Source organism: Kiloniella antarctica (assembly GCF_042682825.1).
Classification (GTDB): Bacteria; Pseudomonadota; Alphaproteobacteria; order Kiloniellales; family Kiloniellaceae; genus Kiloniella; species Kiloniella antarctica.
The window spans coordinates 849,425-862,937 of record NZ_JBHUII010000001.1 but is presented as its reverse complement, the minus strand read 5'-3'; the positions used below and the strand labels follow the sequence as shown (position 1 = coordinate 862,937).

General features: G+C 44.3%; 15 protein-coding genes. 14 read left to right on the top strand and 1 reads right to left on the bottom strand.

Features of this window, described 5'->3' with window-relative positions; translation table 11 throughout:
* The first annotated feature begins 140 nt into the window (after positions 1-140).
* The 6 genes from trpS to ACFSKO_RS04115 all read left to right on the top strand — a co-directional run bounded on the left by trpS (position 141) and on the right by ACFSKO_RS04115 (position 5,372).
* The gene (gene trpS, locus ACFSKO_RS04140; RefSeq protein WP_380248704.1) at positions 141-1,169 is read left to right on the top strand and encodes a tryptophan--tRNA ligase; all 1,029 of its coding nucleotides are present in this window, start codon (positions 141-143) and stop codon (positions 1,167-1,169) included.
* Between the two features lie 332 nt (positions 1,170-1,501).
* Positions 1,502-2,419, top strand: coding sequence for a sulfite exporter TauE/SafE family protein (locus ACFSKO_RS04135; protein WP_380248702.1), 918 nt, complete (start codon positions 1,502-1,504; stop codon positions 2,417-2,419).
* The gene (locus ACFSKO_RS04130) at positions 2,416-3,183 is read left to right on the top strand and encodes a TIGR02186 family protein (RefSeq protein ID WP_380248700.1); all 768 of its coding nucleotides are present in this window, start codon (positions 2,416-2,418) and stop codon (positions 3,181-3,183) included. The genes ACFSKO_RS04135 and ACFSKO_RS04130 overlap by 4 nt, the downstream gene beginning before the upstream one ends.
* 4 nt (positions 3,184-3,187) lie before the next feature.
* A complete protein-coding gene (locus ACFSKO_RS04125) occupies positions 3,188-3,712 on the top strand; it encodes a universal stress protein (RefSeq protein WP_380248698.1) in 525 nt (174 codons plus the stop codon).
* 115 nt (positions 3,713-3,827) lie between these two features.
* Positions 3,828-4,391 carry a NifU family protein gene (locus tag ACFSKO_RS04120; protein ID WP_380248696.1) on the top strand — a complete coding sequence of 188 codons (564 nt, stop codon included), beginning with the start codon at positions 3,828-3,830 and terminating at the stop codon, positions 4,389-4,391.
* A gap of 24 nt (positions 4,392-4,415) precedes the next feature.
* Positions 4,416-5,372: a glucosaminidase domain-containing protein gene (locus tag ACFSKO_RS04115; protein ID WP_380248694.1), complete on the top strand. Its 957-nt coding sequence runs from the start codon at positions 4,416-4,418 to the stop codon at positions 5,370-5,372.
* 56 nt (positions 5,373-5,428) lie between these two features.
* Here the strand turns inward: ACFSKO_RS04115 and ACFSKO_RS04110 are convergent, their stop codons facing one another.
* Positions 5,429-6,496: a polysaccharide deacetylase family protein gene (locus ACFSKO_RS04110; protein ID WP_380248692.1), complete on the bottom strand. Its 1,068-nt coding sequence runs from the start codon at positions 6,494-6,496 to the stop codon at positions 5,429-5,431.
* A 446-nt stretch (positions 6,497-6,942) separates the two neighbouring features.
* On the opposite strand from ACFSKO_RS04110, the gene tsaB reads away from it, so the two are divergent.
* From tsaB to ACFSKO_RS04070, 8 genes are all read left to right on the top strand, one after another.
* Complete coding sequence (gene tsaB, locus ACFSKO_RS04105) at positions 6,943-7,650, top strand: tRNA (adenosine(37)-N6)-threonylcarbamoyltransferase complex dimerization subunit type 1 TsaB (protein WP_380248690.1); 708 nt, start codon at positions 6,943-6,945, stop codon at positions 7,648-7,650.
* Between the two features lie 5 nt (positions 7,651-7,655).
* Positions 7,656-8,132, top strand: a complete 477-nt coding sequence (gene rimI / locus ACFSKO_RS04100) for a ribosomal protein S18-alanine N-acetyltransferase (RefSeq protein ID WP_380248688.1) — start codon at positions 7,656-7,658, stop codon at positions 8,130-8,132.
* Between the two features lie 162 nt (positions 8,133-8,294).
* Positions 8,295-8,708 carry a Ros/MucR family transcriptional regulator gene (locus ACFSKO_RS04095; RefSeq protein ID WP_380248686.1) on the top strand — a complete coding sequence of 138 codons (414 nt, stop codon included), beginning with the start codon at positions 8,295-8,297 and terminating at the stop codon, positions 8,706-8,708.
* A 134-nt stretch (positions 8,709-8,842) separates the two neighbouring features.
* Complete coding sequence (locus ACFSKO_RS04090) at positions 8,843-9,265, top strand: Fur family transcriptional regulator (protein WP_380248684.1); 423 nt, start codon at positions 8,843-8,845, stop codon at positions 9,263-9,265.
* 55 nt (positions 9,266-9,320) lie between these two features.
* On the top strand, positions 9,321-10,139 hold the full coding sequence (locus ACFSKO_RS04085; protein WP_380248682.1) for a GNAT family N-acetyltransferase: 819 nt from the start codon (positions 9,321-9,323) through the stop codon (positions 10,137-10,139).
* A 1-nt stretch (position 10,140) separates the two neighbouring features.
* On the top strand, positions 10,141-10,977 hold the full coding sequence (locus tag ACFSKO_RS04080; protein ID WP_380248680.1) for a lysophospholipid acyltransferase family protein: 837 nt from the start codon (positions 10,141-10,143) through the stop codon (positions 10,975-10,977).
* A gap of 62 nt (positions 10,978-11,039) precedes the next feature.
* Positions 11,040-12,446, top strand: coding sequence for a tRNA (N6-isopentenyl adenosine(37)-C2)-methylthiotransferase MiaB (gene miaB / locus ACFSKO_RS04075; protein ID WP_380248678.1), 1,407 nt, complete (start codon positions 11,040-11,042; stop codon positions 12,444-12,446).
* Positions 12,443-13,492: a PhoH family protein gene (locus ACFSKO_RS04070; RefSeq protein ID WP_380248676.1), complete on the top strand. Its 1,050-nt coding sequence runs from the start codon at positions 12,443-12,445 to the stop codon at positions 13,490-13,492. The genes miaB and ACFSKO_RS04070 overlap by 4 nt, the downstream gene beginning before the upstream one ends.
* Positions 13,493-13,513: the final 21 nt, after the last annotated feature.

Genomic DNA, 13,513 nt, shown 5'->3' with positions numbered 1-13,513 from the left:
CCGGTGGTCTGCAAGACATTGACCTGTTTTTACTTGCTCTATCTGTCTCTAGATCCTGCCTCTTGACCAGGTGGTTTTGAACGGCGATAAAGCCTGCTCTAAAATTTTATAAATAACCGCTATTGAACGGATCTTTTCCCATGAAGCGTATCTTCTCGGGCGTGCAGCCTACAGGGAACCTACATCTTGGTAACTATCTCGGCGCTATTCGCAATTTTGTGCGTCTGCAAGACGATTATGAATGTATCTTCTGTGTTGTAGATATGCATGCCATTACTGTCTGGCAAGATCCAAAGCAATTGGTTGATAATACCCGTGAGGTGGTTGCTTCGTATCTTGCGGCAGGTGTTGACCCCAAAAAACATATCATTTTTAATCAATCTCAAGTGTCAGCACACGCTGAGCTCGGATGGATTTTTAATTGTGTGTCTCGGATTGGTTGGCTCAACCGCATGACGCAATTCAAAGATAAAGCAGGGAAAAATCGCGAAAAAGCTTCAACGGGGCTTTATGTTTATCCGAATTTGATGGCTGCGGATATCCTAGCCTATAAAGCGACCCACGTTCCCGTTGGCGAAGATCAAAAGCAGCATCTTGAACTGACACGCGATATTGCGATCAAGTTTAATAATGATTTTAATGTAGATCTTTTCCCCGTACCAGAACCCCTTATTTTTGGTGCGGCAACAAGAATTATGTCTTTACGTGATGGCAGTAAAAAGATGAGTAAGTCGGATCCGTCTGACTACAGCCGTATTACGATGATGGATGATGCTGATACGGTCGCCAAAAAAGTTAAAAAGGCAACCAGTGACCAGCATCTTATTCCTGGACTGGATATTTTGGATGAAAACGGTGTTCTTCCAGCCGAAATCCGTAAAGATCGCCCTGAGGCCTTTAACTTGCTTTCAATTTATGCAGCGCTTCAGGATCAGGAGTTGTCCGGCGTATTGAGCGAGTTTGAAGGCAAAGGCTTTGCTGACTTTAAAAAATCTCTGACAGACGTTGCGGTATCAAAGCTGGGACCTATGGGGGAAGAAATGAAACGGCTTATGGATGATAAATCTCATGTAGATGCGGTTTTAAAGGATGGTGCTGATCGTGCTGCGGCTCTTGCTGCACCGGTTATGAAAGAAGTTTTCGATGCGGTTGGTTTCCTTCGCCCTTAACAGAGTTACACTCAAAATTATAATACTCTGGTATCTGGTATGAATTTAAAAAAGGCATTCAACTTCGGTTGAGTGCCATTTTTTAAATGGTACGAGAGAGGTGATGTTTGAAATTTTGGGTATTTCAAAATTGGATAAAATTAAAAAACCTTTAATCAAAAAGTTGAAATACAACAAAAAAATCGAAACTGACCCCTTTTCCTTTTTGGCTAAGCAGGCTAGATTCTTTATTGAGTGAGCTATGATAGATTCACAAAAAAGGTTTACCGTCAAAACAAAGCCAAAATAGAGTAAAGCCATATGCAAACCTATTGCACTAACGGCTGATCGGGATGCAAGTATATCTGCCGATCGCTGAAATATCCGTAGACATCATACTCCTTCTTGCAATGGGAGGTGGCGTTGGTCTGTTATCAGGGATATTTGGTGTAGGTGGGGGATTCCTTATGACACCACTCCTCATATTTATTGGTGTTCCCCCAGCTGTAGCGGTTGCTACTCAGGCAAATAATGTAATTGCAGCCTCTGTTTCTGGTGTTTTTGCCCACTGGCGGCGGGGGAATGTTGACTTCCTCATGGGTTGGATATTGCTCATTGGTGGTTTTATTGGCTCCACAATTGGGGTTGGACTTTTTACTTTTTTGAAAAGTCTGGGGCAAATTGATCTCGTTATTAATTTATCCTATGTTGTTTTTCTCGGTACCATTGGCTTGCTGATGATGCTCGAAGGGCTTAAGGCTGTTTTTAGACGCCGAAGATCGGGCGGGGCGAGGCGGGGTAAATTACACGAACACAATTGGTTTCATGGATTACCTTTAAAAATTCGATTTCGTAAATCGCGATTATATATCTCAGCGCTATTGCCATTTGCGATTGGTTTCTTCGTCGGTGTTCTGTCTGCCATAATGGGTGTCGGTGGTGGCTTTATTCTTGTTCCGGCTATGATTTATATGCTGGGAATGCCAACCGCGATGGTGATTGGCACATCTCTTTTTCAAATTATTTTTGTTGCGGCTAACGTCACTTTTTTGCAGGCGGCCCAAAACCAGACGGTCGATGTTGTTTTAGCACTTTTGCTCTTGGTCGGATCTGTTCTTGGTGCTCAACTTGGCACACGTATTGGTGCTAAGATGCAGGGAGATTGGTTGAGGTTGTTACTGGGGATCATGGTTGTGATGGTCTGTGGTAAGCTCTTTCTTGATTTGCTTGTGACCCCTGCTGACCTCTATTCGATAGAGGCAAGGTTATGAGGAAAATTTGCGATGTATTTTCTCTTTGCCTAACACTGATATTAGGTCTTGCCAGTTTATGGACCGTAGGGGGCGTGAAGCAGGTAAACGCCATTGAAGCAGACTTGTCGAGCCATTTGGTTGCGATCAGGGCAGATTTTTCTGGGGATCGAATTCAGCTATATGGCAGTATTAATACTCCTGGTGATGTGTTGGTTATTATGCGGGGGCCAGATACCGATTTCAAAATGTTGAGAAAAAGCCGGGTAGCGGGTATTTGGATGAACACAGCAGGTATGACATTTGAAGGTGTGCCGAGTTTTTATGCGACGGCTTCCACGGGACCACTGGAGGAGATAACGTCTTCTGCTACCCGTGCGCTTAATAATATAGGATTTAATAATATTGGGTTGGACCTACCAGTCACCAAAGCTGCGGGCTCTCTTGCGCGGGACTGGAAAAATTCACTTATTCGTAATTTGATGCGATCTGGAAATTACCAGTTGGAGAGTGCAGAAGTCATTTTCCTGGGTGAACATTTGTTCAAAACTGAGTTTGAGTTACCGTCAAATGTACCGACGGGAACTTATTTTGTAAGTGTTTATCATTTACGCGATGGGCAGATTGTTGATGCAAGGACAACGCCGCTCTCCGTTTCCAAGATTGGACTTGAAGCCGAAATTTATGACTATGCACATCTTAATGGAGCGATGTATGGTATCATTGCGATATTCATTGCATTGATATCCGGTTGGATCGGTCATCTTGCTTTCCGTAAAGGGTAATACATTGAGTGATACAGACGCTACTGATCAGACAACTAAAGAAAAGATGTGTAGGGACCACGGTGCAAAAGATCGGATCTTTCTTGTTGTGGTCGATGAAAGTGAAGAAATGCAACAGGCCATGCGGTTTGCCTGTCGCCGGGCTTTGCACACTGGTGGGCGGGTCGCGTTGCTTTATGTGATCGAACCTGCTGAATTTAATCACTGGGCTGCGGTCGGTGATTTGATGCAGGAAGAAGCACGCGCTGAAGCCGAAAACCTGATGCAAAAAATGGGGGAGGAAGTCCTTGAGTATTCTGGACAAATTCCCGTGCTTTATATGCGTGAAGGGGACCGCCGGGATGAACTGGTTAAGCTTGTGAACGAAGACGACCAGATCTCGATTCTGGTGTTGGGAGCAAGTTCTGGATCCGGGGGACCTGGGCCTCTATTAACGGCCTTGATGGGAAAGCATATTGGAAAATTAAGGGTTCCTATTACTGTTGTACCAGACAACTTGGAACCTGCTGATATTGATGAAATTAGTTAGCCTAAATTTTTGTTCTTCGTCCAAGTTGAACAATGGTTTGTCACTTGGGACTTGAATGTGCACGGCAAGATTACATATAAGAACTAGAACTCCTACGAATATAAACGAGCAAATAATGTTTATTCAAACAGAACAGACCCCTAATCCTGCGACCTTGAAATTCCTTCCGGGATGCCCTGTCTTGGATGGCGGGACGGCTTTCTTTGAAGCTAAAGAAGCTGCTAGTAATTCCCCGCTTGCACAGCGTCTCTTTGACGTTGAAGGAGTGACGGGTGTGTTCTTTGGAGCAGATTTTATTACAATCACAAAATCTGAAGACAAAGAATGGTATATTTTAAAACCGTCCATTCTTGGTACGGTCATGGAACATTTCACCGCGGGTCGCCCTGTGATGGTCGATGGTGCCGAAAGTATTTCGGGTCATGCAGAGGCATCTGGTGAAGATGACGACGAAATTGTCTCTCAAATCAAAGAGCTTTTGGATACTCGGGTGCGCCCTGCAGTAGCGCAGGATGGGGGGGATATCGTATTCCATGGCTTTGAAAACGGCGTTGTATATCTTCATATGCAAGGCGCGTGTGCTGGTTGCCCGAGTTCAACCGCAACATTGAAAATGGGTATCGAGAACATGCTGCGGCACTATATTCCGGAAGTCACAGAAGTTCGGGCTAGCGCATAGTATCAAAATTATTTTTGAACCGAAATGATCTCTCGTCAATCTGGCAAGGGTAATACGATTGGTTTATGCGCCCAGATATCTGTCTGGGCGTTGATGATCGTGCTGCCGATTTATCTCGCATATCAATTAATCCCTCAAGATAATCACTCGTTAGGCCGCGACCTAATCAGACAGCCCGCAGGGCAATTAATAACGGCAAAGTCTCGTACAGCCTTGAAGGCATTGTTTGACAGACAAGACTATCTTCTCTCGGAAGTTAGAAGACAGAAAAAAAGCGTACCTCGGCTCTTTCTTAAAAAATTACCCAATGACTTGAATGAAGAAAAAAACATTGGGCTTAAAAAGAGTCTTTTTATTAGAGCTGTTCTGCCGCTTATTCTGAGGGTTAACGAACGTATTGTGGCGGATCGAGCCCGTGTTCTTGCCATTTCTAAAAATTTGAATGAGGGAAAACCTGTTAAAAAGGACGAAATTGTCTGGTTGACGATGCTTTCTGAAAAATATGGGTTTTCTTACAATGATCCTAAAAAATTGCTCGTACGATTAGATGTTATTCCCGTTAGCTTGGCTTTAGCTCAATCTATTCAGGAGAGTGGGTGGGGAACTTCACGGTTTGCACGGCAAGGAAATGCCTTATTTGGACAAAGAACGTGGTCAAGTGAGAGTGTCGGAATGCTTCCAGAAGCTATCGAAGAAGATGCAGGGTTCAAGGTAAAAAGTTTTTCAAAACTGTATGATTCGATTCAAGCTTACGCTCATAATCTGAATACAAATAACTCTTATCAGTACTTTAGAGCGCGTCGCGCAACACTACGGGGCAATCAAAATCTAAATGGTTACGCTCTAACGGGTGCACTTCTTGCCTATTCTGAAGAAGCAGAAGATTATATTTCAGCTATTCAGGTTGTTATTAAGAGCAATCGATTACAGGACTTTGACGGCGTTAGGTTATCTGATGATCGCGCGGATCAACGTTCTTAAAGGGTTGCTCTGATTAAATATCACAATAACTTTAAAGACTAACAATTTAGATTTCTCTATTGAGGAATGTAATATTGTTGTCCGAACCAGCGCCAGCGTCCATCTGGGCCGAGCATGGTACAGTTTACCCTTGCTCTTCCTGGTTCATAGGGAGCGGAGAGGCGGACTTCTATGCGTCCAGCTCCTAGTTGCTGCAGAGATATTTCGTTCTGTGAACTGTAACAATTCAGGCCTCTATAGGTGCCATCTTCCCGTGTCTTGATGCCTTCTGAAATCGTGAAGCCAAGAGAAGGAGGGTTGTGGGCGTCAGTCAGAAAGAGATCTTCCGGCAAAACGGCAGAAACAGGTAATGGCAGGCTGTTAATGGCCAATTCAAAGCGATCAGGGGTTCCGAAGCGGTTATTAAAAGGAAAACGGGGAAGCTGCATCAAGTCAGGCTGTCGGGATATAGCCCCTGAATTTTGACCAAAGGCAGCCTTGAAGCCTTTTGCACGAAGAATATTGCTGAGTTGAAGGCTAATTTCGCCGTAAGGATAAGCAAAGAGGCGAGGTCTTTTGCCAAGTGCGCGTCGGAAAATTTGATCGGATTTGTCGATGGATAAGGTTTGAGCCTCTGCATCAAGATCAACAATATGAGTATGTTGATGGGCGTGGTTGCCTATATTGATGAGACTGTCAGCGGATAGTTCTCTCAATTGAGACCAACTCATATACCCAGGGAGGCTTTTCTCAACAGGGGCGGTAGAGGTGAAAATGGTAACTGGAAGATTAGACTCTTTGAATTCCGGCCAAGCCTTTTCGTAAAAAGAGAGAAAGGCGTCATCAATACTAATGCCGATGGTTCTGTCGGGAAGTGGTTGATTATTAGAGATCGCATCGACAATATCTTCCAACGAGAGGACGTTGTAGGGGCCGCCTTTAAGCTCTTCAATATGAGCACGCAGGGTTTCCAGGCTCGTATTTGTGCTTGGGTATTTATCCTCATCAAATCGATGATACATAATGACGACAGCGCCATTCTGGATAGAAGGTTCCTGGGCAAGTGGAGTGTTGTCAGAGATGCTTGCTGAAAAACAAAAGGCCATTGCTGCAAGGGGGTATTTTAAGAAGGAGGACTTTGCCATGGCCAGATCTATTCATTTGTTTAAATGTAGTTCCTTTTACTGGCGAACCAGCGAGAAGAAAAGTAATTGGGTTGAGGGTATAGTAAAAAGAAAATGCCATTTTCGCTATAAGCAATTATAGCATTAAGGGGTCGACTGGATGCGAGCGGCGGCTACAATTTTAATTAAGGTATTTTAAAGTGTTCTCTCGCGGGATGGATAGCACTGAATAAAATGTCAATTTACATTAAGTGGCTTGCCAAATAGCTTTAGGTGATTAATGACACAGGACATGTTGTGCTATCTGAAAATGGAACCATGATTTTTGATCAGGTCAAAAGTATACCTGCATGATGCCAAGACACGAAAGTTGGGTTAATAAATTTGGACTATATTTCGTTGAGTCCTAAGCTGCATTGTATGATTGTCTCCTGATTATTGCTTTAACAAAAATTGAATGAGTTACTATGAATATTCCTGAGCATCCCACGTTACTTGGTTTGGATACGGCTGGTTCTTCATGCTCAGTGGCTGTGATGAAGAACGGCGAAGTTGTTGCAACGCTTCTGGAAGAAATGCGTCGAGGGCAATCCGAGCGTTTATTACCTCTGATTCATGACGTGCTGGACGATGCTGGTCTTGAGTTGATGGATATGGATGGTTTTGCCGTGACAACTGGCCCCGGCGGGTTTACAGGGGTGCGTATTGGTTTGGCTGCGGCTCAGGGATTTGCACTTGCTTGTGGCAAACCGCTTGTGGGGGTGAGTAATTTTGAAGTTATGGCCAGAGCAGTACCTGATTGTGAGAAAGACTCCGATCAAGTGTTGGCAGTCCTAATTGATGCCAAGAGAGCAGATATTTTTGTACAATGCTTTTCAACTGATCTATCGGCCTTAACTGAGCCATTTTCTATAGCACCAGAGAAAATGGCTTCACAGTTACCTGAAGGTAGTTTGTTATTATTGGGTGATGGTGTTGATCAGGTAGTATCCGCCTTGAGTGAGGCTGGACGAAAGATCGTCGTTTCCAAGGTTAATCCAAGTGTTGATGCACAGTATTTGCTTAATATTGCCATAGAGAGAAAATTATTTACGCACGACCAAGGGCGAATTAGCCCTCTCTATTTGAGGGCTCCTGATGTTTCTTTGCCAAAGCCAAAGCCTCCGGTGCGTTAGTTGAGATGCCAAGCTCATCTTTAGATACAGAATTTATTGTTAATGCTGGGGTAGAGCATTCTATAGTTCTAGCTGAGTTACATTTTCGTAGTTTCCCAGAGGCTGCTTGGGATAGTAAATCGATCTCGCGAATACTTTTTCAAGAGACAAGCAGGGGGCTTATTTATTGTATTAGTGGTGTGCCAATAGGCTTTGTTATTTGGCAGGAAGTTGTCGGTGAGGCAGAGATTTTAACGATTTGTATAGATCCAGAGTGGAGAGGAAAGAAGTATTCTCGCGCCTTGATTGAGAAAATGCTATTTTTCTTAAAGCAATGTAAAGTAAGTAAATTGTTTCTAGAGGTATCTGAAGATAATTTTACAGCAATTTCTCTTTATTCAAATGTAGGATTTAAAGAAGTTGGACGTAGGTTAAAGTATTATCATAAAACGAATGGTGAACTAGTTGATGCTATCGTTATGCAACTTAATATTATGCAGTAGTAAATAATTTTTTAAGAACTCATAGAGATATTGTCTTATTTGTAATATTTCTTTCTTGAAAAGCTTGGAAAATGACTTTAATTCGATTTTTAGTATGTTATAAAACAAGTAATGAAGCTTTACAGAGCAAGATAACCTTATATTTTGAAAGAACAGTCGTTTATGTCTGAAGAAAAATCCTCATTGGAACTCGTAGACCTGACAACGCGCCTTGTCTCCGCGCATGTTGCCAATAACTCTGTTGCCGTGGCTGACTTGCCGCAGCTCATTCGTGAGGTTTATGGAACACTTTCCACTTTGGGCAAAGAAGAGAAAAAAGAACCAGAACGTCCGATTCCCGTAATCTCTGTCAAAAAATCCATTACGCCTGAATTTATTATCTGTTTAGAAGATGGTAAGAAATTAAAAATGCTTAAAAGGCATTTGAAAACGGCCTATAATATGACACCTGAAGAATATCGTGAGCGCTGGAATCTACCGCAGGACTACCCGATGGTTGCGCCAAATTATGCGAAACAACGTAGTTCATTGGCGAAGCAAATAGGGCTGGGAACTCGTGCAAACAGAACTAAATAAGTTTTTTTGGTAATTGGTCCATAAATTTGAAAAAAAATGCATTTCAGGTGTTTGCTCCGGCCAACATCTTTGTGTACATTAGAATTGTTCAAAATTGGGCTGTTGCTTAAATAAACCACGATTTTAGGGTAGTCATGACATCAAAATTGGAAGTTCTTTGCGCTGAAAGAGGTCTGAAAATGACAGAGCAGCGCCGTGTTATAGCGCGTGTGCTCTCTGAGGCCGATGATCATCCTGATGTAGAGCAGGTATACCATCGGGCGTCTAAGCTTGATTCGAAAATTTCGATCGCGACGGTCTATCGAACTGTTAAGCTTTTTGAAGAGGCGGAAATACTTGAACGCCACGATTTTGGTGATGGTAGATCCCGCTACGAAGAAGTTACTGAAGAAGATCACGACCACTTAATCGATGTAAATTCTGGTGAAGTTCTCGAGTTTACAGATGCTGAAATACATACGCTTCTAGGGAAAGTTGCTGAAAAATTAGGCTATCGGTTAGTGGATCATCGATTAGAGCTTTATGCTGTCCGTGAAGGCTGCAGTGCAATAAAATAGACACAATTATCTGGCAAAGTCCTCGCCATGTATAATTTCAAGGAACATGCTGAGCATGATTGAGGGTACAAAGCGACCCGTTGAAGTGACGGCGGGATCTCTATCCATTCGATTGGCAGAGACAGAGCAGGAAATTTTAGCCGCACAAAGTTTGCGGTATGAAATTTTTTATCAAGAAAATTCGGCTCAACCAACCCCCGAAATGGAATCGTTGGGCCGTGATTTTGATAGCTTTGATTCCTATTGTGACCATCTTTTGGTGTTTGACAACGAGCTTGGTGATGGCCCCGAGGCTGTTGTTGGAACCTATCGCGTTATGCGTAGGTCAGGCGCGAAAGCCAGAGGCCAGTTCTATTCCGTTGATGAGTTTGATTTAGACAAGTTGCTCAATTTTAAGGGAGAAATCCTGGAGTTAGGCCGATCTTGCATAAATGCAGACTATCGCCGAGGCTCAACTATGCAACTTCTTTGGCGTGGTATAGCTCAGTATGTGTTCCATTATGACATTAAATATATGTTTGGTTGCGCGAGCTTGCAGGGAATTGACCCTGAAGAGCTAAAGTTGCCCCTGTCTTACCTGTTTCATAATCATCTAGCTAATCCAGAGATTTGCCCTAAAGCACTACCGGACAGATTTAGCTCAATGAACTTGATGCCTATGGAAGAGATTGACCCGCGTGAGGCAATTAGAGAGCTTCCGCCATTGATCAAAGGCTATCTTCGTTTGGGAGGTGTGATCGGCGATGGTGCGGTCGTCGATGAGCAGTTTGGAACGACGGATGTCTGCGTCATTGTCGAAACCAGTCGTGTGACAGATAAATATTTAAAACATTATAAGCGTGAAGTGGGGACTGCTGCGCAGCAGGTGGCCTAAAATGTCTGATATTGTTGTTGCATCTGGCTTGGGGTCAAACCTTCGAGCATCGTGGCGACTTCTGGCTTATCTTGGCTTTACCTTGAGCTTAATCCCACTTCAAATGTTGTTGTTGCTCTTGCGTCTGCCAGGTCGATACAGGCTCCCGCTGTGGTACCACGGCGCAACATGTTTTTTGACTGGCATAAAGGTTGTGACCAGGGGGCAGCGAAATCGTAAACAACCCACTCTTTTTGTATCAAACCATGTGTCATATCTAGACATCTCTGTGTTGGGGAGTCTGGTCGACGGTCACTTTGTTGCGAAGTCTGAAGTGGGGAGTTGGCCGCTCTTTGGCATCCTCGCCAAGTTATCAGGAACTGTTTTTATTCAACGTCGGAGGCATAAGTCCAACGAAAGCCGAATCAGCATGGCACGACGTTTGGGGGATGGGCGAGATCTCATGCTTTTTCCTGAAGGTACTTCAAGTGATGGCACTCGAGTTCTACCCTTCAAATCGGCGTTGTTCTCTGTGGCACAAGTGGCAGAAGGTGATCGCCCCTTGATGGTTCAGCCAATCTCCATTACATACACTCGATTGGATGGTATGCCGATGGGCCGTTTGTGGAGACCGTTTTATGCCTGGTATGGGGATATGGGGTTGCCGGGTCATTTGTGGCATGCGTTGGCGATGGGAACCTTAACTGTTGAAGTTGAGTTTCTTGAGCCAATAGAAGCGAGTAGTTTTACCAATCGAAAAGAAATGGCAGCACATTGTCATCGTTTGGTTTCTGGGGGAGTTTCGAAGGCTCTTGCCGGATCGCACTCTCGGGTAGCTTCTAGTCCTACTAAATGGTAATTTAACAAGGTGTTGGGGCGGTATTTATACGCGCCCATCATTAGGCTGAATTGGTAATTACGTTGGCTAAAAAGCTCTATATCAAGACTTATGGCTGTCAAATGAATGTGTATGACACAAATCGGATGACAGATGTGCTGGTACCTTTGGGGTATGAGACTGTGGATGGCCCAGAAGGCGCAGACATGGTTATTCTCAACACCTGTCATATTCGCGAAAAGGCATCTGAGAAGGTCTTTTCCGAGCTTGGGCAGTTGCGTCGTATAAAAGAGCGTCGCGAATCCAAGGGTGAGAAAATGCTTATTGGGGTTGCCGGGTGCGTCGCCCAAGCCGAAGGCGAAGAAATTTTACGCCGAGCCAAGCAGGTTGATTTAGTTTTTGGTCCGCAAACATATCACAGATTACCGGAAATGGTTACCCAAGCTTTGGGGAACACGACAGGTCGAGGCATCTCTGATACTGATTTTCCTGTGGAATCAAAATTTGATTTCCTTCCTGAAGAAAGTTTACCGCAAGGTTCATCAGCTTTTCTATCGGTTCAAGAAGGTTGTGATAAGTTTTGTACGTTCTGTGTTGTGCCCTACACGCGTGGGGCAGAGTTTTCCAGACCGGTAAAGTCGATCATTGAAGAAGCCAAGCGTTTGGTACTGAACGGCACGAAAGAGATAACGCTTCTGGGGCAGAACGTTAATGGCTTCCACGGCGAAGCGCCTGACGGCAAAAGCTGGAAACTTGGTCGGTTATTACGCGCGCTTGCTGAAGTAGATGGCTTGGAGCGTCTTCGCTATATTACATCGCACCCGAACGATATGGATGATGAATTAATAAAAACGCATCAAGAGCTTTCAACCTTGATGCCTTATCTTCACCTGCCGATCCAAAGTGGATCAGACCGTGTGTTGGAGATGATGAATAGGAAGCATACCGCTGACCATTATCGCAAAATAATTGATAAGCTTAGGGATGCGTGTCCAGAGATAGCTCTTTCATCGGATTTTATCGTTGGATTTCCGGGCGAGTCAGATCGAGATTTTGCTGAAACCATCCGTCTTATCACTGATATTAATTATGCTCAGGCCTATTCATTTAAATACAGCCCGCGTCCAGGTACGCCTGCTGCGGGTATTGATGCGCAAGTTCCTGAAGATATTAAATCTCAACGTCTGGCAATGCTGCAAGAACTCCTGAACGCCCAACAAATTTCTTTTAATCAAAGTATGGTAGGGAAAAATCTATCTGTTTTGATCGAACGTAAGGGCCGTGAAGAGGGCCAGTTGGGCGGACGTAGTCCCTATATGCAATCAGTGTTTGTACAGGCGCCTGAGCGTCTGATGGGGCATATTGTTGAAGTCAAAATTGAATCAGCCCAACCAAATTCGTTAAATGGATCTGTGGTAACAGGTGACTTTGATACTTTAGACAGGCATACTGTTAATGAGAAACAAACCGCTATGGAGGCACGCATTTGACAGCCAGAGCTCGCAACGGACAAACCACCGGTGGTGCACGGCAAAACAAATTATTAGAATTTGATAATAACAGTCTTCTCCCAATGCTTTATGGAGAGCACAATCAAAATCTAGTTCGTTTGGAGCAGCACCTTGGAGTAGATCTCGCATCACGCGGAAATCAGGTTTCAATCAGCGGTAATAAAGATTCCGTTGCGACAGCAAAAGTTGTTTTGAAGGCGCTGTACGAGCGTTTGGAAAAGGGCTTGGAAGTCGGAAATGGCGACGTTGATGCTGTTGTCAGAATGGCGCAGATTACGCCGGACTTTGAAGAGGTCGAAAAAGCTGTCGAAAGTACCCATGGTGATGAACTTGCGATTGTTACCCGTAAGCGCCGCTTGAATCCCCGTTCTCCCGGACAGGCGGATTACATCAAGGCCATGCAGCAACATGAATTGGTATTTGGTGTTGGTCCTGCAGGCACGGGTAAGACGTATATGGCTGTGGCCTACGGTGTGTCTCTCCTATTAAATGGAGAAGTTGAACGTATCATTCTTTCCCGTCCTGCGGTTGAGGCCGGTGAGCGTTTGGGGTTCTTGCCCGGGGATATGAAGGATAAAGTAGATCCTTATCTTCGACCTTTATACGATGCTCTACATGACATGCTCCCATCTGATCAGGTCTTGAGCCGATTGGAAAATGGTGAGATTGAGATTGCGCCTTTGGCTTTCATGCGCGGGCGTACTCTTTCAAATGCTTTTGTCATTCTTGACGAGGCTCAGAACACCACACCTGTACAAATGAAAATGTTCTTAACTCGTTTAGGTGAGCGCAGCAGAATGGTTGTTACAGGTGATTTGTCACAAGTCGATCTCCCGAATGGTCAACCCTCAGGGCTTCGTGACGCTTCAGACACGCTTGCCAAGCTTGAGGAAGTGGGGTTTGTCCAATTTGCCCATGCGGATATTGTGCGCCATGAATTGGTGACCAAGATCGTTCGGGCTTATGACAATCGCTCTAAATCAAATAGAGGTGCAGCTAAAGAACGTGATTTTTTTGATGGCTGAGCTTTGCCTGGCAACACACAA

Bases quoted from the DNA above. Each gene is read 5' to 3' on its own strand.
- trpS (WP_380248704.1), top strand. From the start codon at position 141: ATGAAGCGTATCTTCTCGGGCGTGCAGCCTACAGGGAACCTACATCTT.
- ACFSKO_RS04135 (WP_380248702.1), top strand. From the start codon at position 1,502: ATGCAAGTATATCTGCCGATCGCTGAAATATCCGTAGACATCATACTC.
- ACFSKO_RS04130 (WP_380248700.1), top strand. From the start codon at position 2,416: ATGAGGAAAATTTGCGATGTATTTTCTCTTTGCCTAACACTGATATTA.
- ACFSKO_RS04120 (WP_380248696.1), top strand. From the start codon at position 3,828: ATGTTTATTCAAACAGAACAGACCCCTAATCCTGCGACCTTGAAATTC.
- ACFSKO_RS04115 (WP_380248694.1), top strand. From the start codon at position 4,416: ATGATCTCTCGTCAATCTGGCAAGGGTAATACGATTGGTTTATGCGCC.
- ACFSKO_RS04110 (WP_380248692.1), bottom strand. From the start codon at position 6,496: ATGGCAAAGTCCTCCTTCTTAAAATACCCCCTTGCAGCAATGGCCTTT.
- tsaB (WP_380248690.1), top strand. From the start codon at position 6,943: ATGAATATTCCTGAGCATCCCACGTTACTTGGTTTGGATACGGCTGGT.
- rimI (WP_380248688.1), top strand. From the start codon at position 7,656: ATGCCAAGCTCATCTTTAGATACAGAATTTATTGTTAATGCTGGGGTA.
- ACFSKO_RS04095 (WP_380248686.1), top strand. From the start codon at position 8,295: ATGTCTGAAGAAAAATCCTCATTGGAACTCGTAGACCTGACAACGCGC.
- ACFSKO_RS04090 (WP_380248684.1), top strand. From the start codon at position 8,843: ATGACATCAAAATTGGAAGTTCTTTGCGCTGAAAGAGGTCTGAAAATG.
- ACFSKO_RS04085 (WP_380248682.1), top strand. From the start codon at position 9,321: ATGATTGAGGGTACAAAGCGACCCGTTGAAGTGACGGCGGGATCTCTA.
- ACFSKO_RS04080 (WP_380248680.1), top strand. From the start codon at position 10,141: ATGTCTGATATTGTTGTTGCATCTGGCTTGGGGTCAAACCTTCGAGCA.